Origin of the sequence: Enterobacter sp. BNK-22 (assembly GCF_048684805.1) — a bacterium.
GTDB classification, from domain to species: domain Bacteria; phylum Pseudomonadota; class Gammaproteobacteria; order Enterobacterales; family Enterobacteriaceae; genus Enterobacter; species Enterobacter quasiroggenkampii.
Genome location: NZ_JBLQTT010000001.1, coordinates 673053 through 698116 on the forward strand (window position 1 = coordinate 673053; position 25064 = coordinate 698116).

Below are 25064 nucleotides of genomic sequence, written 5' to 3' on the forward strand. Positions count from 1 at the left end.
TACTCTTTGTATTTTTGCCATTCCCCCTCTTTGCAATGGCAGAAACAGAAAGGTATCAACAAGCCGATGCAATTACTGTAGCCGTATTAAAGCTCCCGGACGAGGCTTGCTTGCAGGGAGTCTCCCAAAACTGATTAGGGTTGACGGCAATGAAAACACGTAAAATTGGACTCGCGAATTATCTTGCGTACGGATCAGGTGATTTCCTTGGGGCGGGTACCACCGCCCTGACGGCGGCCTGGCTTTTATATTTTTATACCACCTTCTGCGGGCTCACACCGATCGAAGCCACGTTCATCTTTGCCGCGGCAAGGGTGCTGGATGCCGTGGTTAGCCCGTTAATGGGCTTTTTAACCGATAACTTTGGTACGACCTGGCTCGGTAAGCGCTTTGGCCGTCGTAAGTTCTTTATCCTGCTGGGTATTCCGTGCGTGTTCAGCTACTCGCTGATGTGGGTTGGGGACATGAGCTTCTGGTATTACCTGCTGACCTATCTGGTGTTTGATATTGTCTACACCATGATTCTGGTGCCGTACGAAACGCTGGTGCCGGAAATGACTGACGACTTTAAACAGAAAACGAAGTTCTCAGGGGCGCGCATCTCTATGGCGCAGATGTCCGCCATTCTCGCCTCCTTCCTGCCGGGGATCCTGTTGACCCACTTCGGGAAAGACAACGCGGTTTCCTTCTTCTACGCAAGCCTGGTCTTCTCTGTGCTCTGCGCGCTGATGCTGACCTTCGTCTGGTGCTTCACCTGGGAGCGCCCGCGGGAAGAGTGGTCTGAAGCGGCGCTGCGTGCTGAAGAAGAGAAGAAAAAACTGACGCTGGGGCAGAGCCTCAACCGGCTGATCGTTGAGTTAAGCTCCACGTTGCGCATCAAAATTTTCCGTCAGCATCTGGGCATGTACCTTGGCGGCTATATCGCGCAGGACGTGTTTAACGCGGTATTCACCTACTACGTGGTGTTCGTGCTGATGCAGGAAGCGTCAATGGCGTCCAGTCTGCTGGGCACGATGGCTATCTTCCAGTTCATTGCGGTTATCGCCATGATCCCGCTGTGTATCCGCTTCGGGCCTGCACCGTCCTACCGCATGGTTGTGGTGCTGTTTGGCCTGGCGTCTCTCTCATACGCCGTACTCTATTACGCTGGCCTGAGCGACGTCTACGCTCTGCTGTTGTTGATCTCTGCGGTAGCAGGGCTGGGTCGTGGCGGTATCAATTACGTGCCATGGAATACCTACACCTACATTGCGGACGTGGATGAAGTGATCACCGGCCAGCGCCGCGAAGGGATTTTCGCGGGCATCATGACCCTGACCCGCAAGGCGTCGCAGGCCGGTGCGGTGATGCTGGTGGGCATCGTGATGCAGATGTCTGGCTTTGTCAGTGGTCAGAAAGTGCAGCCTGCGGAAGTGAGCCACACCATTTTGATGATCCTGAGCGTGGGCACCATCCTGGTGCTGTTCTGCGGCTTCCTTGTTTCCCTGCGCTTCAAACTCAATTTGCAAACCCACAGCACGCTGCGCGAGGAGACCGCGAAAATGCGTGAGAGTGGTCATGCGATGCCTGAGTCAGCGACGCCACACGCCCGCGCCACCGTCGAGATGCTGGCTGGCATGCCTTATGAGTCACTGTGGGGCAATAACAACATCGGTTATCTGAATCGCAATAAGCCAGCGGCACCCTCTCTCAAGGATCGCGCGGTACTGAATTCGACATACAACAGAGGTTAAGATGATGAAAGTTTGGCCTGTCAAACATAGCCCGTTATTACGTCAGCCAGAGCGCTTTATCGCCCGGGACGAGCTGAAATCGCTGATTCAAAAGGTGACGCATAATCTGGTCAATATCCGCGACAAAACGGGTGAATTTTTGCTGCGGCTGGACGACGGGCGCGTGATCGACACCAAAGGCTGGGCCGGATGGGAGTGGACGCACGGCGTCGGCCTGTATGGTATCTGGCAGTATTACTGCCAGACCGGCGACGAAGGTATGCGCGACATCATCGACAGCTGGTTTGCCGACCGTTTTGCGGAAGGCGCAACCACCAAAAACGTGAATACCATGTCGCCGTTCCTGACGCTCGCTTATCGTTACGAAGAGACCCAAAATCAGGCCTGGCTGCCGTGGCTGGAAAGCTGGGCGGAATGGGCGATGGCGGAGATGCCGCGCACTGAACACGGCGGGATGCAGCACATCACCCTGGCGGAAGAGAACCATCAGCAGATGTGGGACGACACGCTAATGATGACGGTGCTGCCGCTGGCGAAAATCGGCAAGCTGCTCAACAAACCGGAGTACGTTGAAGAGGCGGTGTATCAGTTCCTGCTGCACGTGCAGAATCTGATGGACCGGGAGACCGGGCTGTGGTTCCACGGCTGGAGCTATGACGGTAATCATAACTTTGCCCGTGCCCGCTGGGCGCGCGGCAACAGCTGGCTCACCATCGTGATCCCGGACTTCCTCGAACTGGTGGATCTGCCGGAAAACAACGCCGTGCGCCGCTACCTGGTGCAGGTATTGAACGCGCAGATTGCCGCCCTGGCGAAGTGTCAGGACGGGAGTGGTTTGTGGCACACGCTGCTTGACGATCCACATTCTTATCTTGAGGCGTCCGCCACGGCAGGGTTTGCCTACGGCATTCTGAAAGCCGTGCGCAAGCGCTATGTTGGCGCGGAGTATGCCGAAGTGGCAGAAAAAGCAATTCGCGGTATCGTCAGGAATATCTCGCCGGAAGGCGAGCTGTTGCAAACGTCGTTCGGCACGGGCATGGGGAGCGATCTTGAGTTTTATCGTCAGATCCCGCTGACCTCAATGCCGTATGGGCAGGCGATGGCGATACTGTGTCTGACGGAGTATTTGCGTAAATACTTCTGAACCTGTGGATATCCCCGGTGGCGCTGCGTTTACCGGGGCTACAAAACAAAACCCGGCTTGCGCCGGGTTTTTTGCATTACATACGTTCTACGGTTTCGATACCCAGGGTATCCAGACCCAGCTTCAGGGTCTTCGCCGTCAGCTGCGCCAGCTTCAGGCGACTGTTGCGGACCGATTCATTCTCCGCGGAGAGAATAGGGCAGTGCTCGTAGAAGCCGGAGAACAGACCCGCCAGGTCGTACAGGTAAGCACACATCACGTGCGGCGTGCCATCACGTGCGACCACGGTCAGCGTCTCTTCGAACTGCAGCAGACGTGCTGCCAGCTGTGCTTCACGATCTTCCGTGATGGTCACGGTGGCATTCGCCAGCACGCTTTCGTCGATATTGGCTTTACGGAAGACCGACAGCACGCGGGTATAGGCGTACTGCATGTATGGCGCCGTGTTGCCTTCAAACGCCAGCATGTTATCCCAGTCGAAGATATAGTCGGTGGTACGGTTTTTGGACAGGTCAGCGTATTTCACCGCACCGATACCCACAGCGTTGGCCAGTTTTTCCAGCTCGTCGGCCGGCATGTCCGGATTCTTCTCGGCCACCAGACGACGGGCGCGTTCCAGCGCTTCGTCCAGCAGGTCGGACAGCTTCACGGTCCCGCCCGCACGGGTTTTGAACGGCTTGCCGTCTTTACCCAGCATCATGCCGAACATGTGGTGTTCCAGCGGAACGCTGTCCGGCACGTAACCGGCTTTACGCACGATCGTCCACGCCTGCATCAGGTGCTGGTGCTGGCGGGAGTCGATGTAGTACAGCACGCGGTCAGCATGCAGCGTTTCGTAACGGTATTTCGCACAGGCGATGTCGGTCGTGGTGTAGAGGTAGCCGCCATCCTTTTTCTGGATGATCACGCCCATCGGTTCGCCTTCCTTGTTTTTGTACTCATCAAGGAACACAACCGTTGCGCCTTCGCTCTCAACCGCCAGGTTTTTCGCTTTCAGGTCAGCCACAATGCCGGGCAGCATTGGGTTATACAGGCTTTCACCCATCACGTCGTCACGGGTCAGGGTGACGTTCAGACGGTTATAGGTCAGCTGGTTCTGAGACATAGTGATGTCAACCAGCTTGCGCCACATCTCGAGGAAGTATTGATCGCCGCCCTGCAGTTTTACCACGTAGCTGCGCGCGCGCTCGGCAAAGGCTTCGTCTTCGTCGTAGTGTTTTTTGGCTTCGCGATAGAACCCTTCCAGGTCCGCCAGCGCCATTTCGCCCGCGTTTTCCTGCTGCTGTTTTTCCAGGTAAGCAATCAGCATCCCGAACTGGGTACCCCAGTCGCCCACGTGGTTCGCGCGGATCACCTTGTGACCGAGGAACTCGAGCGTACGCACCGCGGCATCACCGATGATGGTGGAGCGCAGGTGGCCAACGTGCATCTCTTTCGCCACGTTCGGGGCAGAGTAGTCGATCACGACGGTCTGCGCTTCCGGCTGGGAAACACCCAGACGGTCAGATTTCAGCGCCGCATCAACGTGGCTTGCCAGGAAGGCAGGCTCAAGGAAGATGTTGATAAAGCCCGGGCCGGCGATTTCGGTTTTGCTGGCAATGCCGGCGAGATCCAGATGCGTCAGTACCTGCTCAGCGAGCTGTCGCGGCGGCATGCCCAGTTTTTTAGCCACTGCCATCACGCCATTAGCCTGATAGTCGCCAAACTGTACTTTTGCTGACTGACGAACCTGCGGTTCGCAATCCGCAGGCGCGCCTGCGGCAATCAGTGCCTGACTGACTTTTTCGGAGAGAAGAGCCTGAATATTCACCTGGATACCTTACTTTTTTGATGCGGGCTCACAACAACCCGCGCCAGTTAGAGAATTTAGGGCGGGAGTATACTGCAAATGCCTTCTGCCGTCAGCATCGCGGGGCCTGAAGATTGCTCAGAATCCAGGCTAAGAAGGTATGCATAAACATGCAGTCATAAAAAGCCGGATTCTGCGGTTGGTCAAAACAGGGCAACAGAGTAAATTAGCGGCTTTGCGACACGAAAAGAGAGTGACTTATGGCGAACTGGCAATCCATTGACGAACTGCATGATATTTCCGCAGATTTACCGCGCTTCACCCAGGCGTTCACAGAACTTGCCACCCGTCTGGGTCTGGATATTGCGCCGCTTGAGGCCGATCACATCTCTTTGCGCTGCCATCAGAATGCCACCGCAGAGCGCTGGCGTCATGGGTTCGAACAGTGCGGCGAGTTACTGTCCGAGAACATCATTAACGGTCGGCCTATTTGCCTGTTCAGGCTGCGTGAGCCGGTGAACGTGGCCCACTGGCAATTCACCGTGGTTGAACTGCCGTGGCCGGGCGAGAAGCGCTATCCGCACGAAGGGTGGGAGCACATTGAAATTGTCCTGCCGGGTGAGCCGGAGACATTAAACGCGCGTGCGCTGGCCCTGTTAGCTGACGAAGGCTTAAGCCAGCCAGGGATTTTTGTGAAGACCAGTTCACCCAAAGGTGAGCGCGAGCGATTACCGAATCCGACGCTGGCCGTCACGGACGGGAAGGTGACGGTGAAGTTTCATCCCTGGACCATTGAGCAGATCGTTGCCAGTGAAGCGCAAGAGATGTGAGTTCCCGCCGGGACTGAAAGCGGACGGCATGTCATGATGGCTCGTTTGGTGGGAGTAAAGGAGGATTAAATGGCGCTGCTGGAGATTTGCTGTTACAGCGTGGAGTGCGCCGTCACCGCGCAAAAACACGGGGCTGACCGCATTGAACTGTGTGCGGCACCCAAAGAGGGCGGGCTGACGCCTTCTTACGGTGTGCTGAGGGCCGCCCGTCAGGCCGTCACCATTCCCGTTCACCCGATTATTCGTCCGCGCGGCGGTGATTTTTGTTACACGGCGGGCGAGTTCGGTGCCATGCTTGAAGACATCGCCCTCGTTCGCGACCTGGGGTTCCCGGGGCTGGTCACCGGCCTGCTGGATGAAGACGGTAATATCGACCTCCCGCGCATGCGTCAGGTCATGAGCGCCGCGAAGGGGCTGGCCGTCACGTTTCATCGCGCATTTGATATGTGTAAAGACCCGCTTCAGGCCTTTGAATCGCTTGGAGAACTTGGCGTGGCACGCGTTCTGACCTCGGGTCAACAGGCGTCCGCAGAAAAAGGAATGCAATTAATTACGGAACTAAACGCACATTCCCGCGCTCCAATAATAATGGCGGGTGCGGGAGTCCGTGCCAGCAATCTGGAACTGTTTTTAAACGCCGGGGTAAAAGAGCTGCACAGCTCGGCAGGCAAATGGATGCCGTCACCCATGCGTTATCGCAATACAGGATTGTCTATGTCGACGGATGCTGAAGCGGATGAGTATTCACGCTACGGTGTCGAGGGAGAGTCGGTTGCGGAAATGAAGTCGCTGATTGAGCGCCATCACGTGTAGCAACGTACCGATTTTTACCGCGCATCATGTCGCCCAATATGATGCTTGCTTGTACCAGGCCCCTGCAATTTCAACAGGGGCCTTTTTTTCTCCTTCATATTTCAAGCCGCAGCCGCGTTGGCCGCCTCGCTCACCCCGGTCACTTACTGATGTAAGCTCCCGGGGATTCGCTGCGTTGCCGCCTTGCTGCAACTTGAACTATTTTGGAGAAAACGTGCGACGCGTAGGCCGGGTAAGGCGCAGCCGCCACCCGGCTAACAGGTTACGGCTTCGTCGCTATCAGCACCGCACGCATCGGGGCCGGATAGCCTTCGATGGTTTTGCTGTGATCGGTTGGGTCGAGGAACTGCTCCAGCGATTCGGTGATCATCCAGTCGGTGCGGCGCTGCTCTTCGATTGAGGTCACGCTGACATCGGCAATCCGCACGTCCGCAAACCCGCATTTCTCCAGCCAGTTCTTCAGCGCCAGCGCGGAAGGGATGAAGTAAACGTTGCGCATCTGCGCGTAGCGATCGCCCGGCACCAGAACGGCATGTTCATCCCCTTCGATGACCAGCGTCTCTAGCACCAGCTCGCCGCCGCTGACCAGCTGATCTTTCAGTTGCCACAGGTGCTCCAGCGGGGAACGACGGTGGTACAGCACGCCCATGGAGAACACGGTATCAAACGCTTTCAGAGCGGGCAGTTGCTCAATACCCAGCGGCAGCAGGTGGGCGCGCTGGTCGTTACCCAGCAGCTTACGTACCGCTTCAAACTGGCACAGGAACAGCTGCATCGGGTCAATACCCACCGCCAGATGCGCACCCGCGCCAATCATGCGCCACATGTGGTAACCGCTGCCGCAGCCCACGTCCAGAATGGTGCGCCCGGTCAGGTCGGAAAGGTGGGGCAGAACGCGATCCCATTTCCAGTCTGAGCGCCATTCGGTATTGATGTTCACGCCGTACAGCGAGAACGGTCCTTTACGCCACGGCATCAGGTTGCGCATCAGCGTTTCGATGCGGTTTATCTGCCCTGGCGGAAGCGGTTCTTCACTCTCTGCGGTGACGCTGTGCAGGAGATCCAGACGATGCGGGGTCAGCTCGGGCAGAAACTCCACCGCATTCGCCCACTGCTTTAACAGGCCGTGCTGCTGATCGCGCTGCCAGGTGGCAATCTGCGCAGGCAGCGTCTCCAGCCAGTGGGAGAGGTGATTTTTGGCAATCAGCTGATAGAAGTTACTGAACTCGATCATGCCGGTTTCCCCGCTTTCAGCGCCACCAGCGAACCAAAGTTGAAGCACTGGAACCACAGTTCGCTATGCTCAAATCCGGCCTGACGCAGGCGCGCCTTGTGGGTTTCTACGGAGTCCGTCAGCATCACGTTTTCGAGCATGCTACGCTTCTGGCTGATCTCCAGCTCGCTGTAGCCGTTCGCACGCTTGAAATCGTGGTGCATATTGAACAGCAGCTCGCCAACCTCGGCATCTTCAAAACTGAATTTCTCTGAGAGCACCAGCGCGCCTCCAGGATTCAGCCCCTGATAAATTTTGTCCAGCAGCAACTGGCGGTCTTCCGGCACCAGGAACTGCAGCGTGAAATTCAGCACGACCATGGACGCGTTAGTGATCTCAATCTCGCGGATATCGCCTTCCACCACGTCCACTGGCACAGGGGCTTTGTAGGCGTCAATATGACGACGGCAGCGTTCAACCATCGCCGGGGAGTTATCGACGGCTATGATTCGGCAGCCTTCGTGGTGAACGTTACGACGAACCGACAGCGTTGCCGCGCCGAGCGAGCAGCCCAGGTCATAGACCTGCGTGCCGGGTTGAACGAAGCGCTCAGCCAGCATGCCGATCATAGAGATAATATTGGAATAACCGGGAACAGAGCGCTGGATCATATCCGGGAAGACTTCGGCTACCCGTTCATCGAAGGTCCAGTCGCCCAGGCTGGCGATAGGCGCGGAAAAAAGCGTGTCGCGATCTGACATAACGTAAAAATCCGGGAAAAATAAAGTGGCGTATTGTGCGCTAATGGAGGGAGAAAACCAACTCCCACGGCATATACCACAGGTTAGCCAGCACCATCAGCAAAAGTGAACACCAGGTCGCACTCATGCCGGAACGACGCCAGCGGATTAAGCGGTGGTGAAAACCGTAATAGTGCATCAGGCGGCCAGCGATAAGCAGCAGGCCACAGATGTGCACCATCCAGGTTTCTGCGCCATTCATCTCCATAAACAGCAGCAGGATTAAGGCCGCGGGGATGTATTCGACCGCATTGCCGTGAATGCGGATTGCGCTTTGCAGTTCGGAAAATCCGCCGTCACCGTAGGAGACGCGGTAGAGCGTTCTGAGGCGCACAACATCAAATGAAAATTTAATCAGCAGTAATGCACCTAACACCGCATACAGCGCGCTGACCATACAAACTCCCTGTTTTTGGCAGATGGCACTTCACTATGATAGGGGGTGATATCAGAAAAGAGAAGATTGTTGTGGGATGGAAGGGGCGCTGCCCACGGACGGCACCGCAGTCTGCAAGGCCTGCCACAGAGCATCGACCAGTTCGGGGGCCTGGGCAATATCCGGCGTGTGCAAAAAGAGATACGGCGTGGTGGTGTGTTCCCACGAGGCCAGTTTTTCCAGCCAGACGGCGAACAGCGCCTGGTTTTGCGGCATGTTATCGCTGCCGATAAACCTGACCATGGGGTTCTGTGCGGTCACCACGGCATGAACGGGCACTTTTGGCTTTTTACGCTGCGCCTCAATGATGGCCTCACTGTGCGGTATCGCGCTGTGCACCGGACGGCTATCGAGGATCACCCGGTTAACGGAACGCTCGAGAAGGCCGCGGTTGAGCGCTTTTTCTGCTTCTCCCTTCGCAAAGAAGTCCTGGTGTCGAACTTCCACGCCGTAGGTAAACTCCCGGGGCAGGGCGTCCAGAAACGTCCACAGTGCGGGCAGGTCGCGCGGGCCAAAGACGGCTGGAAGCTGCAGCCAGTACTGGCCAATGCGGTTTGCCAGAGGCGCCATCCGGGCAAAGAATTCGTCGGTCAACTCACCGCAGTTTCGCAGCGCGGCCTGGTGAGAAATGGTCGCCGGAAACTTGAAGCAGAAGCGGAAGTCGTCGGTCGTTTGTTCCCGCCAGCGCGCAACAATCTCGGCTTTCGGGAGCGCATAGAGGGTAGTGTTACCCTCGACGCAGTTGAAGTGTCGGGCATACTCTTCAAGGCTGGTGATGCCAAGGCGCACCCATTTCGGGTGCGACCACTGGGGTAAACCGACATACATCATAGCGCGCTGACAATCTCATCCGTGCTGCGCACGCGGCCGATGCGCGGGAAGATGTGGGTCATGCTGCCCTGGTGCTGTTCCGCGGAGGCCGCGCTGCAGGCATCTTCGGCGATCACCAGATTAAAACCGAGCTCCCACGCGTTGCGGGCAGTCGACTCCACGCCGATGTTGGTGGAAATACCGCACAGGATAATGGTGTCAATGCCGCGACGGCGGAGCTGCAGCTCAAGATCGGTGCCGTAAAATGCGCCCCACTGGCGTTTAGTGACTTCGATATCGCTGTCGCGTTTGCCAAGCGAGACCGGGTACGTCCACCAGTTTTCCGGCAGGGCTCGCGCGGGTGCCTGCGCATCAACGGGCTGTTTTAACGCTTCGGCGTAATCCGCAGACCAGCCGACGCGCACCATGACAACCGGGGCACCGCTGGCGCGGCATTTTTCCGCCAGTCGGGCGGCGCGGCTGACTACATCGTCCGCGGTATGCGGGCCACCGGCGAAAGGCAAAATGCCTTCCTGTAAATCAATGACTACAAGCGCGGTTTTTCTGGCATCAAGGGTTAACATCGTTACTCCCGTTAAATTAATCACTTCCAGACACCATACGACGTGATGGCCTGTTATTGGTCGCATAATTTTGTTAATTTTTGTGAGAATGCGCAATAAGAGTGCAGCAAACGACCGCCTGGCCGTGGTTCGCTCTTATCGTCCGGCGGAATTTCCAGTATAATAGCCGCCTTTTTTCATCCAGTTGTGACATACAGAAAGCTGCGACATAGTAGCCTGCATACCAGGCGACATTTAGCCTGCGGCTAATTAAGGGATATCTCATGCGTACAGAATATTGCGGGCAGCTGCGTCAGTCCCACGTCGGACAGCAGGTCACCCTGTGTGGTTGGGTCAATCGTCGTCGTGATCTTGGTAGCCTTATCTTTATCGATATGCGCGACCGCGAAGGTATCGTTCAGGTGTTCTTCGATCCGGATCGCGCAGATGCGTTGAAGCTGGCCTCTGAGCTGCGTAATGAGTTCTGCATTCAGGTCACCGGCACCGTACGTGCGCGTGACGAGAAAAACGTTAACGCCGACATGGCGACGGGTGCCATTGAAGTGCTGGCGTCCGATCTGACGATCATCAACCGTGCTGAAGCGCTGCCGCTGGACTCCAACCACGTCAACACCGAAGAAGCGCGTCTGAAATACCGCTACCTGGATCTGCGTCGCCCGGAAATGGCTCAGCGCCTGAAAACCCGTGCGAAAATCACCAGCCTGGTGCGTCGCTTTATGGATGACCACGGTTTCCTCGATATCGAAACCCCGATGCTGACCAAAGCCACGCCGGAAGGCGCGCGCGATTACCTGGTGCCATCCCGCGTTCATAAAGGCAAATTCTACGCGCTGCCGCAGTCTCCACAGCTGTTCAAACAGCTGCTGATGATGTCCGGATTCGATCGCTACTATCAGATCGTGAAATGCTTCCGCGACGAAGACCTGCGTGCTGACCGCCAGCCTGAATTTACCCAGATCGATGTGGAAACCTCCTTCATGACCGCCGAGCAGGTGCGTGAAGTGATGGAAGCTCTGGTGCGTAGCCTGTGGAATGACGTGAAAGGCGTTGAGCTGGGCGATTTCCCAATCATGACCTTCGCGGAAGCCGAGCGTCGCTATGGCTCTGACAAACCAGACCTGCGTAACCCAATGGAGCTGGTAGACGTAGCTGATCTGGTTAAAAACGTGGAGTTCGCGGTATTCGCGGGCCCGGCTAACGACGCCAAAGGCCGCGTAGCAGCGCTGCGTGTACCGGGCGGAGCGGCTCTGAGCCGTAAGCAGATCGACGACTACGGCAACTTCATCAAGATCTACGGCGCGAAAGGTCTGGCCTATATTAAAGTGACCGAGCGTGCGAAAGGCCTGGAAGGTATCACCAGCCCGGTCGCAAAATTCCTGAACGCGGACATCGTAGAAGCAATCCTTGAGCGCACCGGCGCGCAGGACGGCGATATGATCTTCTTCGGCGCAGACAACAAGAAAGTTGTTGCGGATGCGATGGGCGCGCTGCGTCTGAAGCTGGGTAAAGACCTGAACCTGACCGACGAGAACAAATGGGCGCCGCTGTGGGTTATCGACTTCCCGATGTTTGAAGACGACGGTGAAGGCGGCCTGACCGCAATGCACCACCCGTTCACGTCGCCAAAAGAGATGACGGCGGCAGAGCTGAAAGCGGCGCCGGAAGAGGCGGTCGCTAACGCTTATGACATGGTTATCAACGGCTACGAAGTGGGCGGCGGTTCCGTGCGTATTCACAGCGGTGAAATGCAGCAGACCGTATTCGGCATCCTGGGCATCAACGAGCAGGAACAGCGCGAGAAATTCGGCTTCCTGCTGGACGCGCTGAAATACGGTACGCCTCCGCACGCGGGTCTGGCTTTCGGTCTTGACCGTCTGACCATGCTGCTGACTGGCACCGATAACATCCGTGATGTGATCGCCTTCCCGAAAACCACTGCCGCCGCGTGTCTGATGACCGAAGCGCCAAGCTTTGCCAACCCGGCCGCACTGGCTGAGCTGGGCATTGAGGTGGTGAAGAAGGAAGAGAAAAACTGATATGACATATAAGCTCCCCGTTTCGGTCCTGGTGGTCATTTATGCAGAAGACACGAAGCGGGTGCTGATGTTGCAGCGGCGCGATGACCCTGAATTCTGGCAGTCGGTTACCGGCAGTCTGGAAGAGGGGGAAACCGCGCCGCAGGCCGCCGCGCGTGAAGTAAAGGAAGAGGTCGCCATTGACGTTGCCCGCGAGCAACTGACCCTGAAGGACTGTCAGCGCACGGTGGAGTTTGAAATTTTTAGCCATTTACGTCATCGCTACGCGCCGGGTACCGAGCGCAATACTGAATCGTGGTTCTGTCTCGCGCTCCCCCATGAACGGGAGATCGTGTTTACCGAACACCTGACCTACCGCTGGGTGAATGCGGCGGATGCCGCCGCACTGACCAAGTCGTGGAGCAACCGGCAGGCGATTGAAGAATTTGTAATTAACGCAGCCTGAAAAGGCGCGATTTTTGGAGAACTTTTTATGGCAGGTCATAGTAAGTGGGCCAACACCAAACACCGCAAAGCGGCACAGGATGCCAAGCGCGGTAAGATCTTTACCAAAATCATTCGCGAGCTGGTGACGGCAGCGCGTCTGGGTGGCGGTGACCCGGCTTCTAACCCGCGTCTGCGCGCGGCGGTGGATAAAGCCCTGTCCAACAACATGACGCGTGACACCCTGAACCGTGCTATCGCACGTGGCGTGGGCGGCGATGAAGACGCGAACATGGAAACCATCATTTATGAAGGTTACGGTCCTGGCGGTACGGCGGTGATGGTTGAGTGCCTGTCCGACAACCGTAACCGTACCGTTGCGGAAGTGCGCCACGCGTTCACCAAAACCGGTGGCAACCTTGGTACTGACGGTTCCGTTGCGTACCTGTTCAGCAAAAAAGGCGTCATCTCTTTCGAGAAAGGCGACGAAGATGCGATCATGGAAGCGGCGCTGGAAGCCGGTGCGGAAGACGTGGTGACCTTTGACGACGGTGCTATCGACGTTTACACCGCGTGGGAAGAGATGGGTGCCGTGCGCGATGCGCTGGAAGCGGCTGGCCTGAAAGCGGACAACGCTGAAGTCTCCATGATCCCGTCCACCAAAGCGGACATGGATGCGGAAACTGCACCAAAACTGCTGCGTCTGATCGACATGCTCGAAGACTGCGACGACGTTCAGGAAGTGTACCACAACGGTGAAATCTCTGATGAGGTTGCAGCGACTCTCTGATGAGAGCGTGTAGATCCGTTACAGGAGACGCGTGATGTCGATTATTCTCGGGATTGACCCAGGCTCACGCGTCACCGGGTATGGCGTTATCCGCCAGGTGGGACGCCAGTTAACCTACCTGGGCAGCGGCTGCATTCGCACCAAAGTGGACGATCTGCCGTCGCGCCTGAAGCTCATTTATGCGGGCGTGTCGGAGATCATCACCCAGTTTCAGCCGGACTATTTCGCCATCGAGCAGGTCTTTATGGCGAAAAACGCCGATTCGGCGCTAAAGCTCGGTCAGGCGCGCGGAGTGGCCATCGTGGCTGCGGTAAACCAGGATTTGCCGGTATTTGAATACGCGGCACGTCAGGTCAAGCAGACGGTGGTGGGCATCGGTAGCGCGGAGAAAAGTCAGGTGCAGCACATGGTGCGGACCCTGCTGAAACTCCCTGCAAACCCGCAGGCTGACGCCGCGGATGCGCTGGCGATTGCGATTACCCACTGTCACGTCAGCCAGAACGCGATGCAAATGAGCGAGTCGCGGCTCAATCTGGCGCGAGGCAGGTTACGATAATGACAAATCAGGCTGGATGTTTATCCAGCCTTTTTTTATTATGTCGGCAGTTAATTTCTTCCAGAACGCAGGAGCGTCACGTGATAGGCAGACTCAGAGGCATCATCATTGAAAAACAACCCCCGTTAGTGCTGCTGGAAGTGGGTGGCGTGGGCTATGAAGTCCATATGCCGATGACCTGCTTCTACGAGCTGCCGGACGCGGGCAAAGAGGCGATTGTCTTTACTCAGTTTGTGGTGCGTGAAGATGCTCAGCTGCTGTACGGCTTCAACAACAAACAGGAACGCACGCTGTTCCGCGAGCTGATTAAAACCAACGGCGTCGGGCCAAAGCTGGCGCTGGCGATCTTATCCGGCATGTCAGCGCCACAGTTTGTGAATGCCGTTGAGCGTGAAGATCCTGCAGCGCTGATTAAGCTTCCTGGCATTGGTAAGAAAACGGCAGAGCGCCTGATTGTCGAGATGAAAGACCGCTTCAAAGGCCTGCATGGCGATCTCTTCACGCCGGCGACCGATCTGGTGTTGACCTCCCCAGGCGCGCCTGCGACGGATGATGACGCCGAGCAGGAAGCGGTTGCCGCGCTGGTGGCGCTGGGCTATAAACCTCAGGAGGCCAGCCGCATGGTAAGTAAAATTGCCAAACCGGATGCCAGCAGTGAAACCCTGATTCGTGAAGCGCTGCGCGCTGCATTGTGAGGTAAAGGATGATTGAAGCAGACCGCCTGGTTTCGGCAGGCACTGTTCAGGCAGAGGATGTGGTGGATCGCGCGATTCGCCCAAAACTGCTTGATGAGTACATTGGCCAGCCGCAGGTTCGTTCCCAGATGGAGATTTTTATCCAGGCGGCAAAACTGCGCGGCGATGCGCTCGATCACCTGCTGATTTTTGGCCCTCCGGGGTTGGGCAAAACCACGCTGGCGAATATCGTCGCTAATGAAATGGGCGTTAACCTGCGCACCACCTCCGGCCCGGTGCTGGAGAAGGCGGGCGATTTGGCGGCCATGCTGACCAACCTCGAACCGCATGACGTGCTGTTTATCGATGAGATCCACCGTCTGTCACCGGTGGTGGAAGAAGTGCTCTATCCGGCGATGGAAGATTATCAGCTGGATATCATGATTGGTGAAGGTCCGGCGGCACGCTCCATCAAAATCGATCTGCCGCCGTTTACCCTGATTGGCGCAACGACGCGAGCCGGGTCGTTGACCTCTCCACTGCGCGACCGTTTCGGGATCGTGCAGCGTCTGGAGTTTTACCAGGTGGCCGACCTCCAGCACATCGTTGGCCGCAGCGCCCGCTATATGGGGCTGGAGATGAGCGAAGAAGGGGCGTTTGAAGTGGCGAAGCGTTCCCGCGGTACGCCGCGTATTGCCAACCGCCTGCTGCGCCGCGTGCGTGACTTTGCTGAGGTGAAGCACAACGGTTCGATCTCCGCTGAGATCGCCGCGCAGGCGCTGGATATGCTGAACGTCGATGCCGAAGGTTTTGACTACATGGACCGCAAGCTGCTGTTGGCGGTGCTGGACAAGTTCTTTGGTGGCCCGGTCGGGCTGGATAACCTGGCGGCGGCAATCGGGGAAGAGCGTGAAACCATTGAGGATGTGCTTGAACCGTATCTGATCCAGCAGGGTTTTCTGCAGCGCACACCGCGTGGCCGCATGGCGACGGTGCGGGCGTGGAATCATTTCGGCATTACGCCACCGGCAATGCCGTAAGCAGCGATAATTTGTAGCCCCGGTAAGCGAAGCGCCACCGGGGACATGTCTACTACTGCGCGGTCTTCTTCATCATACTGAAGATAAACAGCACCGCCGCACTCAGCACCACGGACGGCCCCGCAGGCGTGTCATAGAATGCCGAGAAGGTGAGTCCACCCGTTACCGCAATCATTCCGACAATCACGGCCACACCGGCCATTTGCTCCGGCGTACGGGCAAAACGACGCGCCGTAGCCGCAGGGATGATCAGCAGTGACGTAATAATCAGCGCGCCGACAAACTTCATCGCCACGCCTATGGTTAACGCCGTTACCAGCATCAGCAGCAGCTTAACGCGCTGCAGCTTCACGCCGTCGACAAACGCCAGGTCCGGGCTGACGGTCATGGCCAGCAGGTTACGCCACTGCCAGAGTAGAATGCCGAGCACCACCACAACGCCAATCGCGATAGCGATGAGATCGTCTGGCGTGACGGCCAGCAGGTCACCGAACAGGTATGCCATCAGATCCACGCGGATATTCGACATCAGGCTGACCACCACCAGGCCCAGCGACAGGGCACTGTGCGCCATGATGCCAAGCAGGGTATCGATGGCGAGGTGAGGGCGCTTTTCCAGCCAGACCAGACCGGCCGCCAGCAGCAGCGTAACCACAATCACCGCGTAGAACGGATTGACGTTCAGCAGCAGGCCAAAAGCCACGCCCAGCAGGGACGCGTGCGCCAGGGTATCACCGAAGTAAGACATTCTGCGCCACACCACAAACGAGCCGAGCGGGCCCGCGGCGCAGGCAAGCATAATCCCGGCCAGCCAGCCGGGCAGTAACAGTTCAATCATGAGTGTCCATTTCCCCGACGCAGAACGATTCGTCCCTGCAAATCATGGCGATGATTATGATGATGGCGATAGATGCCGAGCTGTTCAGCGCCGCGAGGGCCGAACATGGAGATAAATTCCGGGTGCATGGAGACCACTTCAGGCGTGCCGGAGCAGCAGATATGGTGGTTAAGACACAGCACTTCGTCAGTCTTTGCCATCACCAGATGCAGGTCGTGGGATACCATCAGTACCGCACAGTTCAGTTCCCGGCGCAGCTGGTCAATGAGGTCGTATAGCGCGACCTGGCCGTTGACGTCTACACCCTGCGTTGGCTCATCCAGTACCAGCAGCTGCGGGCTGCTGAGCAACGCGCGGGCAAGTAAAACGCGCTGCGTTTCTCCACCGGACAGTTTTTGCAGCGGCGCATCGACAAGATGGCCCGCCTGCACGCGCTTCAGCGCCGGGAGAATATCGGCTTTACGCGTGCCGGGGCGCAGGCGCAGGAAACGGCTCACCGTCAGCGGCAGTGTGGCGTCGAGGTGCAGTTTTTGCGGCACATAGCCGATGCGCAATTTTTCCTCGCGCGTGATCACGCCTTCATCGGGTGCGACCAGACCCAGCACCACGCGCACCAGAGTGGATTTGCCTGCGCCATTGGGGCCGAGCAGCGTCAGAATTTTGCCGGGCTTCAGATCGAGCGACACGTCAGAGAGGACGCGGCGCTGGCCGAATGAGACCGAAATATTTTCAAGGGAAACCAATGTCGTCATGTCATTTTAAGCTTGAAGAAGTCAACGAATGTTATAATATCACATTCCACGCATTCACTACGATGATTAGTCGCATTATGTTACATAAAAATACGCTTCTTTTCGCAGCATTATCCGCTGCCCTTTGGGGTACAACCGCACAAGATGTTAACGCTGCGGTTGTCGCTTCGCTTAAACCGCTCGGGTTCATTGCGTCAGCCATTGCTGACGGGGTAACAGAAACCCAGGTTCTGCTCCCGGATGGTGCATCGGAACATGATTATTCCCTGCGCCCTTCCGATGTAAAACGCTTACAAAACGCGGACTTAGTTGTCTGGATCGGTCCGGAAATGGAAGCGTTTATGCAGAAGTCAGCAAAACAGGTGGCGGGTGAAAAACAGGTCGCGATTGCCGACCTCCCCGGCGTGAAACCGTTACTCATGAAAGGGGCGGATGACGACGGCGACGAACATGACCATCATGCTGCCGACGGTGAAAAAGGTGATGAAGATCACCATCACGGCGAGTACAACATGCATCTTTGGTTATCCCCAGAGATAGCGCGGCTTTCAGCGGTTGCAATCCATGACAAATTAGTGGAACTTATGCCGCAAAGTCGAGCCAAACTAGACGCCAACCTGAAAGATTTTGAGGCACAATTAGCCGCAACCGATAAGCAGGTTGGTAATGAGCTCGCACCGTTGAAAGGAAAAGGGTATTTCGTTTTTCATGACGCCTACGGCTATTACGAAAAACACTACGGTTTGACCCCGCTGGGTCATTTTACCGTCAACCCTGAAATTCAACCTGGTGCGCAGCGTTTACATGAAATCAGAACACAGCTGGTTGAGCAAAAAGCGACATGCGTTTTTGCTGAGCCACAGTTCAGGCCAGCGGTCGTAGAAGCCGTGGCCAGGGGGACATCCGTGCGCATGGGGACCCTTGACCCGCTAGGAACGAATATCCAGTTGAGCAAAGCGAGCTATTCGCAGTTCCTCAGTCAACTGGCGAACCAGTATGCGAGCTGCCTGAAAGGAGATTAACGAGGAAGTGAATACGTGCAACAGATAGCCCGCTCTGTCGCCCTGGCATTTAACAATCTGCCTCGACCCCACCGCGTCATGCTGGGGTCGCTTACAGTACTCACCTTAGCGGTCGCCGTCTGGCGGCCCTATGTTTACCACCCGAGTTCTGCCCCTATCATCAAAACCATCGAGCTTGAAAAGAGCGAAATCCGTTCTTTGCTGCCTGAAGCCAGTGAGCCTATCGACCAGTCGGCTCAGGAAGATGAAGCTATTCCACAGGATGAACTGGACGATAAAACCGAGAACGAAGCGGGTATTCACGAATATGTTGTTTCTACCGGGGACACGCTGAGCAGCGTGCTGAACCAGTACGGCATCGACATGGGGAATATCAGCCAGCTGGCGGCGGCAGATAAAGATCTTCGCAACCTGAAAATTGGGCAACAGCTCTCCTGGACGCTAACGGCCGATGGCGATCTGCAGCGTCTGACCTGGGAAATGTCCCGCCGCGAAACCCGCACCTACGATCGCACGGCAACGGGCTTTAAAATGACCAGCGAAATGCAGAAGGGCGACTGGGTAAACAGCGTTCTGAAAGGCACCGTGGGGGCAAGCTTTGTTTCCAGCGCGCGTGATGCAGGCTTGACCAGCGCTGAAATCAGTTCGGTGATCAAAGCCATGCAGTGGCAGATGGATTTCCGCAAACTGAAGAAGGGCGATGAGTTCTCCGTTCTGATGTCCCGCGAAATGCTTGACGGCAAGCGCGAGCAAAGCCAGCTGCTGGGCGTGCGTCTGCGCTCCGAGGGCAAAGATTACTACGCGATCCGTGCCGAAGACGGTAAGTTCTACGACCGCAGCGGTACGGGCCTTGCAAAAGGCTTCCTGCGCTTCCCGACGGCTAAACAGTTCCGCGTCTCCTCCAACTTTAACCCGCGTCGTCTGAATCCGGTAACTGGGCGTGTCGCACCGCACCGTGGCGTTGACTTTGCCATGCCGCAGGGCACACCGGTTCTGGCGGTAGGGGATGGTGAAGTGGTGGTGGCCAAACGTAGCGGTGCAGCCGGGTATTACGTTGCGGTACGTCATGGCCGTACGTATACGACCCGCTACATGCACCTGCGTAAGCTGCTGGTTAAACCGGGCCAGAAGGTGAAACGTGGCGATCGTATTGCGATCTCCGGTAATACCGGACGCTCTACCGGCCCGCACCTGCACTATGAAGTGTGGATTAACCAACAGGCAGTGAACCCGCTGACGGCGAAACTGCCGCGCACCGAAGGCCTGACAGGTAAAGATCGTACTGATTATCTGGCGCAGGTGAAAGAGGTATTGCCGCAGCTGAGCTTAGACTAAGCCCTCTGTTTTTGTTAATAAAGCCGGCGCACACTGACGCCGGCTTTTTCTTTTGTGCGCGGACGACTGCCTCGCTACACTATCTGAATAATTTTTTGCGTCATCAGACCCTGGATCCAGCATGGAAACCCAAAAAAACAATATTGAATACATTCCTGAGTTTGAAAAATCCTTTCGTCATCCGCGTAACTGGGGCGCCTGGCTTGGCGTTTATGCCTTTGCGGGGATAGCGATGCTGCCGGCTTCCGTCCGCGATCCTGTCCTGGGTAAAATTGGCCGTCTGGCCGGGCGTTTTGGCAAGAGTGCCCGCCGTCGCGCGCAGATCAACCTCTATTACTGTTTTCCGGAAAAGAGTGATGCCGAGCGCGAGGCAATCATTGATGAGATGTATACCACCGCACCGCAGGCCATGGCGATGATGGCGGAGCTGGCGCTGAAAGGGCCGGATAAAATTGTCGATCGCGTTGACTGGAAAGGGCTGGAAATCATCGAGGAGATGCGTCGCAATGACGAGAAAGTCATTTTCCTTGTCCCACACGGCTGGGGCGTTGATATTCCGGCGATGCTGATGGCCTCTCAGGGCCAGAAGATGGCGGCAATGTTCCACAATCAGGGCAATAAGATCTTCGATTTTGTCTGGAATACGGTGCGTCGTCGTTTTGGTGGACGCCTGCATGCCCGTAACGATGGCATTAAGCCCTTCATTCAGTCGGTACGTCAGGGGTACTGGGGCTACTATCTGCCGGATCAGGACCACGGCCCAGAGCACAGCGAGTTTGTCGATTTCTTTGCGACTTATAAAGCGACGCTCCCCGCGATTGGTCGCCTGATGAAAGTGTGTCGTGCCCGGGTGATCCCGCTGTTCCCGGTCTATGACGGCAAAACGCATCGCCTGAGTATTGAGGTTCGTCCGCCGATGGACGATCTGCTCAACGCCGATGACCACACCATTGCGCGTCGGATGAACGAAGAGGTGGAGATTCTGGTGGGACCGCATGCCGAACAGTACACGTGGATTTTGAAGCTGCTTAAAACGCGCAAACCGGGCGAAACAGAGCCGTATAAACGCAAAGAGCTGTATCCAACGAAATAAAAAAAAGCCCTCTCTATCTGGAGAGGGCTTTTTAACAGAGACGTTATTACTCGACGGTCATAACGCGGGTGGTGTTGGTTGAGCCGATGGTGCTCATCACATCGCCCTGGGTCACAATGACGATATCACCAGAGACCAGATAGCCTTTGTCGCGCAGCAGGTTTACGGCATCGTGCGCGGCGGCCACGCCGTCATTGGTGCTGTCGAAGTGAACCGGCGTCACGCCGCGGTACAGCGCCGTCAGGTTCAGCGTACGTTCGTGACGGGACATGGCGAAGATCGGCAGACCCGAGCTGATACGCGAGGTCATCAGCGCGGTGCGGCCAGATTCGGTCATGGTGATGATTGCGGTAACGCCCTTCAGATGGTTTGCCGCATACATTGCTGACATCGCAATCGCTTCTTCCACGTTGTCGAACTGCACGTCCAGACGGTGTTTAGAGACGTTGATGCTTGGGATCTTTTCAGCGCCCAGGCAGACGCGCGCCATGGCGGCCACGGTTTCTGCCGGATACTGGCCCGCTGCGGTTTCTGCGGAGAGCATCACCGCATCGGTACCGTCCAGCACGGCGTTTGCCACGTCCATGACTTCTGCACGGGTTGGCATCGGGTTAGTGATCATCGATTCCATCATCTGAGTGGCGGTAATCACCGCGCGGTTCAGCTGACGTGCGCGACGAATCAGGGCTTTCTGAATACCGACCAGCTCAGGATCGCCGATTTCCACACCCAGGTCGCCGCGTGCAACCATCACCACGTCAGACGCGAGGATCACGTCGTCCATGGCATCCTGATCGCAAACGGCTTCCGCACGCTCAACTTTGGCGACGATTTTGGCATCGCAGCCTGCATCGCGTGCCAGGCGACGCGCATAGTTCAGATCTTCGCCGCAGCGCGGGAAGGAGACAGCAAGGTAATCAACGCCGATCAGCGCAGCCGTCACGATGTCCGCTTTGTCTTTATCGGTGAGCGCCTCTGCAGAGAGGCCGCCGCCCAGTTTGTTGATGCCTTTATTGTTGGAGAGCGGGCCGCCGACGGTGACTTCGGTGAACACTTTCATGCCCTGAACTTCCAGCACTTTCAGCTGTACGCGGCCATCATCAAGCAGCAGGATATCGCCAGGTACGACGTCAGCCGGGAGGCCTTTATAGTCGATACCGACTTTTTCTTTATCGCCTTCGCCTTTGCCCAGGTTGGCATCCAGCAGAAATTTGTCGCCGATATTGAGGAAAACTTTCCCCTCTTTAAAGGTGGAGACACGAATTTTTGGACCCTGCAAATCGCCGAGGATAGCAACGTGGCGGCCCAGTTTTGCTGCGATTTCACGCACTTTATCGGCACGTAATTTATGGTCTTCTGGCGTACCGTGAGAGAAGTTCATACGCACCACGTTGGCACCGGCGGCGATAATTTTTTCGAGATTATTATCGCGATCGGTGGCCGGGCCTAAGGTGGTTACGATCTTGGTTCTGCGAAGCCTTCTGGACATGTAATACTCCGTTGACTGAAACAACTTTGGTGTTGCGTGAACATTGAATCGGCCTTCATCTGCTGCAAGGCAGCGGCGAGGGGACCGAATGCCGTAAATCGTTACATCGTCATTATTCGTGACGTATTCGTTATCAACTATCAGGGAACATCGCTCTTTATAAGCAATTCTTTATCAAAACGCGATTCCTTCAGCGCTTCCTTGACCCGCTTCAAGTTATCCCGGAATTTTGCCCCCCGACGTAAGGTAAAACCGGTCGCGAGCACGTCAATCACGGTGAGCTGGGCCAGGCGGGAGACCATCGGCATATAAATGTCGGTGTCTTCCGGCACGTCGAGGGTGATCGCCAGCGTTGCCTCACGTGCCAGCGGCGTGCCTGCCGTTGTGAGGGCAATCACCATGGCATCGTTTTCACGGGCCAGCTGCGCGAGCTCAACCTGACTCTTGGTGCGGCCGGTATGCGAAATCAGTACCACGACGTCATCTTCACTGCAATTCATACAGCTCATGCGTTGCAGGACAATGTCATCGGAATAAATCACCGGGACATTAAAGCGGAAAAATTTGTTCATGGCGTCATGCGCGACGGCTGCCGACGACCCGAGCCCAAAGAACGCAATTCGCTTGGCCTGGGTGAGTAAATCCACCGCGCGATTCACGGAGCTCATGTCCAATGACTGACGGACGTGGTCGAGCGAAGCCATGGCCGACTCAAAAATTTTCGCGGTATAGGCATCAACGCTGTCGTCTTCATCCACATTACGATTAACATAAGGGGTGCCGTTAGCCAGACTTTGCGCCAGATGCAGTTTAAAATCAGGAAAGCCGCGCGTTTCCAGGCTGCGGCAAAAGCGATTGACCGTGGGTTCGCTAACACCCGCTTCCTGTGCCAGAGCGGCGATGCTTGAATGAATCGCCTGAGCGGGAGAGGCGAGAATGACCTCGGCCACTTTTCGCTCGGATTTGCTAAGGTGTTCCAGTTGAAACTGGATTTTTTCCAGCATGTTCATGTTAACAGGATGCTCATGGGTGTAAACGATTTCATAAATTGATGAAATCGTGATTCGATTTAGCCGATATTACCCTTGTGGCTTCCATTAAGGGTAACAATCGACAAGATAATGTTGTTGTTTTTTTTCATTACTTGATCGGTGTCGGGTTTTGCTATGACCCTGTTGCGCAAAGAAACGACGGTTGTTGCGTCATTAAGCCGTTGAAATCATCGGAAGGGTGAAAAATCGCGGTATCGCACGCGACGATAAGCGCTAATGGTTTCGGGAATGACGTAAAAGCAGTACAGTGCATTGTAATAAAATTACAACGATACCTGGCAGAAGTACCAGGTGATCCAACTGAGGAGAATGACATGGCGGTAACGCAAACAGCCCAGGCATGTGACCTGGTCATTTTCGGCGCGAAAGGCGATCTTGCACGCCGAAAATTGCTGCCTTCCCTGTATCAACTGGAGAAAGCGGGCCAAATTCATCCGGATACCCGTATCCTGGGTGTAGGGCGCGCCGACTGGGACAAGGACGCTTATACCAAAGTCGTCCGCGAGGCGCTCGAAACTTTCATGAAGGAAAAAATTGATGAAAGTTTGTGGGATACCCTGAGTGGACGTCTCGATTTCTGCAACCTGGACGTTAATGATGTCAGCGCGTTTACCCGCTTAGGCGCGATGCTGGATCAGAAAAACCGTGTCACGATTAACTATTTCGCCATGCCGCCAAGCACCTTCGGCGCCATCTGCAAAGGCCTGGGCGAAGCCAAACTGAACGCCAAACCGGCGCGCGTCGTGATGGAGAAGCCGCTGGGTACGTCGCTGGCAACCTCGCGTGAAATCAACGACCAGGTGGGCGAGTTCTTTGAAGAGTGCCAGGTCTACCGCATCGACCACTATCTCGGTAAAGAGACGGTACTGAACCTGCTGGCCCTGCGTTTTGCCAACTCGCTGTTTGTGAATAACTGGGACAACCGCACTATCGACCACGTGGAAATCACCGTGGCAGAAGAGGTGGGTATTGAAGGCCGCTGGGGTTACTTTGACCAGGCCGGCCAGATGCGCGACATGATCCAGAACCACCTGCTACAGATTCTGTGCATGATTGCCATGTCTCCACCGTCTGACCTGACGGCGGACAGCATCCGTGACGCAAAAGTGAAAGTGCTGAAATCGCTGCGCCGCATCGACCGCTCCAACGTGCGTGAGAAGACCGTTCGCGGCCAGTACACCGCCGGGTTTGCGCAGGGCAAAAAAGTGCCGGGCTACCTGGAAGAAGAGGGCGCGAACAAGTCCAGCAACACCGAGACGTTCGTGGCGATCCGCGTGGATATCGACGACTGGCGCTGGGCGGGTGTTCCGTTCTACCTGCGTACCGGTAAGCGTCTGCCTGCGAAATGTTCCGAAGTGGTTGTCTACTTTAAGAACCCGGAACTGAACCTGTTCAAAGAGTCCTGGCAGGAGCTGCCGCAGAACAAGCTGACCATTCGTCTGCAGCCGGACGAGGGCGTGGATATCCAGATCCTGAACAAAGTGCCGGGCCTGGATCATAAACACAACCTGCAGACCACCAAGCTGGATCTGAGCTACTCCGAAACCTTCAACCAGACGCACCTGGCCGATGCGTACGAGCGTCTGCTGCTGGAAACCATGCGCGGTATTCAGGCGTTGTTCGTGCGTCGCGATGAAGTGGAAGAGGCGTGGAAATGGGTCGACTCCATCACCGAAGCCTGGGCTGCCGATCAGGATGCGCCAAAACCGTATCAGGCGGGTACCTGGGGACCTGTTGCGTCGGTGGCGATGATCACCCGCGATGGCCGCTCCTGGAATGAGTTTGAGTAAGATAATCCGCTAGCCCGAAAGT

At 56.3% G+C, this 25064-nt stretch carries 24 protein-coding genes; 14 read left to right on the top strand and 10 right to left on the bottom strand.

The window, feature by feature from the left end:
- Positions 1 to 149: 149 nt before the first annotated feature.
- Both ACMGGE_RS03070 and ACMGGE_RS03075 read left to right on the top strand, forming a co-directional pair.
- Entirely contained in the window at positions 150 to 1733 is a 1584-nt protein-coding gene (locus ACMGGE_RS03070) for an MFS transporter (RefSeq protein ID WP_048029419.1), read from the top strand.
- Between the two features lie 4 nt (positions 1734 to 1737).
- On the top strand, positions 1738 to 2877 hold the full coding sequence (locus ACMGGE_RS03075; protein WP_167212027.1) for a glycoside hydrolase family 88/105 protein: 1140 nt from the start codon (positions 1738 to 1740) through the stop codon (positions 2875 to 2877).
- 76 nt (positions 2878 to 2953) lie between these two features.
- Here ACMGGE_RS03075 and argS read toward each other — a convergent pair whose 3' ends face one another.
- Entirely contained in the window at positions 2954 to 4687 is a 1734-nt protein-coding gene (gene argS, locus ACMGGE_RS03080; protein WP_008500436.1) for an arginine--tRNA ligase, read from the bottom strand.
- A 239-nt stretch (positions 4688 to 4926) separates the two neighbouring features.
- On the opposite strand from argS, the gene ACMGGE_RS03085 reads away from it, so the two are divergent.
- Together ACMGGE_RS03085 and cutC are read left to right on the top strand one after the other, a co-directional pair.
- Positions 4927 to 5496, top strand: coding sequence for a VOC family protein (locus tag ACMGGE_RS03085; RefSeq protein WP_045908201.1), 570 nt, complete (start codon positions 4927 to 4929; stop codon positions 5494 to 5496).
- Positions 5497 to 5565: 69 nt separating this feature from the next.
- Positions 5566 to 6309 (top strand): copper homeostasis protein CutC, encoded by a 744-nt coding sequence (cutC, locus tag ACMGGE_RS03090; RefSeq protein WP_196365038.1) that lies wholly within the window; start codon positions 5566 to 5568, stop codon positions 6307 to 6309.
- Between the two features lie 262 nt (positions 6310 to 6571).
- Here cutC and cmoB read toward each other — a convergent pair whose 3' ends face one another.
- The 5 genes from cmoB to ACMGGE_RS03115 are packed head-to-tail and all read right to left on the bottom strand — an operon-like array spanning position 6572 to position 10152.
- Positions 6572 to 7543 (bottom strand): tRNA 5-methoxyuridine(34)/uridine 5-oxyacetic acid(34) synthase CmoB, encoded by a 972-nt coding sequence (cmoB, locus tag ACMGGE_RS03095; RefSeq protein ID WP_420293341.1) that lies wholly within the window; start codon positions 7541 to 7543, stop codon positions 6572 to 6574.
- Complete coding sequence (gene cmoA / locus ACMGGE_RS03100; protein ID WP_045908204.1) at positions 7540 to 8283, bottom strand: carboxy-S-adenosyl-L-methionine synthase CmoA; 744 nt, start codon at positions 8281 to 8283, stop codon at positions 7540 to 7542. Before cmoA ends, cmoB begins: the two co-directional genes overlap by 4 nt.
- Before the next feature lie 40 nt (positions 8284 to 8323).
- Positions 8324 to 8719 (bottom strand): MAPEG family protein, encoded by a 396-nt coding sequence (locus ACMGGE_RS03105; RefSeq protein ID WP_021240443.1) that lies wholly within the window; start codon positions 8717 to 8719, stop codon positions 8324 to 8326.
- Between the two features lie 51 nt (positions 8720 to 8770).
- Positions 8771 to 9589 carry a DUF72 domain-containing protein gene (locus ACMGGE_RS03110; RefSeq protein WP_045908205.1) on the bottom strand — a complete coding sequence of 273 codons (819 nt, stop codon included), beginning with the start codon at positions 9587 to 9589 and terminating at the stop codon, positions 8771 to 8773.
- On the bottom strand, positions 9586 to 10152 hold the full coding sequence (locus ACMGGE_RS03115) for a hydrolase (protein WP_045908206.1): 567 nt from the start codon (positions 10150 to 10152) through the stop codon (positions 9586 to 9588). Before ACMGGE_RS03115 ends, ACMGGE_RS03110 begins: the two co-directional genes overlap by 4 nt.
- Before the next feature lie 263 nt (positions 10153 to 10415).
- Between ACMGGE_RS03115 and aspS the strand changes: the two genes are divergently transcribed.
- The 6 genes from aspS (at position 10416) to ruvB (ending at position 15671) form a co-directional block, all read left to right on the top strand.
- The gene (aspS, locus tag ACMGGE_RS03120) at positions 10416 to 12188 is read left to right on the top strand and encodes an aspartate--tRNA ligase (RefSeq protein ID WP_420293342.1); all 1773 of its coding nucleotides are present in this window, start codon (positions 10416 to 10418) and stop codon (positions 12186 to 12188) included.
- 1 nt (position 12189) lies between these two features.
- Positions 12190 to 12633 carry a dihydroneopterin triphosphate diphosphatase gene (nudB, locus tag ACMGGE_RS03125; protein ID WP_008500446.1) on the top strand — a complete coding sequence of 148 codons (444 nt, stop codon included), beginning with the start codon at positions 12190 to 12192 and terminating at the stop codon, positions 12631 to 12633.
- A 27-nt stretch (positions 12634 to 12660) separates the two neighbouring features.
- Positions 12661 to 13401 carry a YebC/PmpR family DNA-binding transcriptional regulator gene (locus ACMGGE_RS03130; protein ID WP_008500447.1) on the top strand — a complete coding sequence of 247 codons (741 nt, stop codon included), beginning with the start codon at positions 12661 to 12663 and terminating at the stop codon, positions 13399 to 13401.
- Positions 13402 to 13435: 34 nt separating this feature from the next.
- Positions 13436 to 13957, top strand: coding sequence for a crossover junction endodeoxyribonuclease RuvC (ruvC, locus tag ACMGGE_RS03135; protein WP_003859749.1), 522 nt, complete (start codon positions 13436 to 13438; stop codon positions 13955 to 13957).
- Between the two features lie 80 nt (positions 13958 to 14037).
- Positions 14038 to 14652, top strand: coding sequence for a Holliday junction branch migration protein RuvA (ruvA, locus tag ACMGGE_RS03140; RefSeq protein WP_048223742.1), 615 nt, complete (start codon positions 14038 to 14040; stop codon positions 14650 to 14652).
- A gap of 8 nt (positions 14653 to 14660) precedes the next feature.
- Positions 14661 to 15671, top strand: coding sequence for a Holliday junction branch migration DNA helicase RuvB (ruvB, locus tag ACMGGE_RS03145; protein WP_008500449.1), 1011 nt, complete (start codon positions 14661 to 14663; stop codon positions 15669 to 15671).
- Between the two features lie 52 nt (positions 15672 to 15723).
- On the opposite strand, the gene znuB is transcribed toward ruvB, so the two are convergent.
- Together znuB and znuC are read right to left on the bottom strand one after the other, a co-directional pair.
- The gene (gene znuB, locus ACMGGE_RS03150; protein ID WP_048029424.1) at positions 15724 to 16509 is read right to left on the bottom strand and encodes a zinc ABC transporter permease subunit ZnuB; all 786 of its coding nucleotides are present in this window, start codon (positions 16507 to 16509) and stop codon (positions 15724 to 15726) included.
- Positions 16506 to 17261 (bottom strand): zinc ABC transporter ATP-binding protein ZnuC, encoded by a 756-nt coding sequence (gene znuC / locus ACMGGE_RS03155; RefSeq protein ID WP_048029425.1) that lies wholly within the window; start codon positions 17259 to 17261, stop codon positions 16506 to 16508. The genes znuB and znuC overlap by 4 nt, the downstream gene beginning before the upstream one ends.
- A gap of 77 nt (positions 17262 to 17338) precedes the next feature.
- Between znuC and znuA the strand changes: the two genes are divergently transcribed.
- The 3 genes from znuA to lpxM all read left to right on the top strand — a co-directional run bounded on the left by znuA (position 17339) and on the right by lpxM (position 20711).
- The gene (znuA, locus tag ACMGGE_RS03160) at positions 17339 to 18283 is read left to right on the top strand and encodes a zinc ABC transporter substrate-binding protein ZnuA (protein ID WP_420294169.1); all 945 of its coding nucleotides are present in this window, start codon (positions 17339 to 17341) and stop codon (positions 18281 to 18283) included.
- A 15-nt stretch (positions 18284 to 18298) separates the two neighbouring features.
- Positions 18299 to 19618, top strand: coding sequence for a murein DD-endopeptidase MepM (gene mepM, locus ACMGGE_RS03165; RefSeq protein WP_048029426.1), 1320 nt, complete (start codon positions 18299 to 18301; stop codon positions 19616 to 19618).
- A 121-nt stretch (positions 19619 to 19739) separates the two neighbouring features.
- Entirely contained in the window at positions 19740 to 20711 is a 972-nt protein-coding gene (lpxM, locus tag ACMGGE_RS03170) for a lauroyl-Kdo(2)-lipid IV(A) myristoyltransferase (protein WP_420293343.1), read from the top strand.
- A gap of 46 nt (positions 20712 to 20757) precedes the next feature.
- Here lpxM and pyk read toward each other — a convergent pair whose 3' ends face one another.
- Together pyk and ACMGGE_RS03180 are read right to left on the bottom strand one after the other, a co-directional pair.
- On the bottom strand, positions 20758 to 22200 hold the full coding sequence (gene pyk / locus ACMGGE_RS03175) for a pyruvate kinase (RefSeq protein ID WP_008500455.1): 1443 nt from the start codon (positions 22198 to 22200) through the stop codon (positions 20758 to 20760).
- A 140-nt stretch (positions 22201 to 22340) separates the two neighbouring features.
- Positions 22341 to 23210 carry a MurR/RpiR family transcriptional regulator gene (locus ACMGGE_RS03180; protein WP_023312229.1) on the bottom strand — a complete coding sequence of 290 codons (870 nt, stop codon included), beginning with the start codon at positions 23208 to 23210 and terminating at the stop codon, positions 22341 to 22343.
- A 356-nt stretch (positions 23211 to 23566) separates the two neighbouring features.
- Here ACMGGE_RS03180 and zwf point away from each other — a divergent pair, with 356 nt between their 5' ends.
- Positions 23567 to 25042 (top strand): glucose-6-phosphate dehydrogenase, encoded by a 1476-nt coding sequence (gene zwf / locus ACMGGE_RS03185; protein WP_023312228.1) that lies wholly within the window; start codon positions 23567 to 23569, stop codon positions 25040 to 25042.
- Positions 25043 to 25064 lie beyond the last annotated feature (22 nt).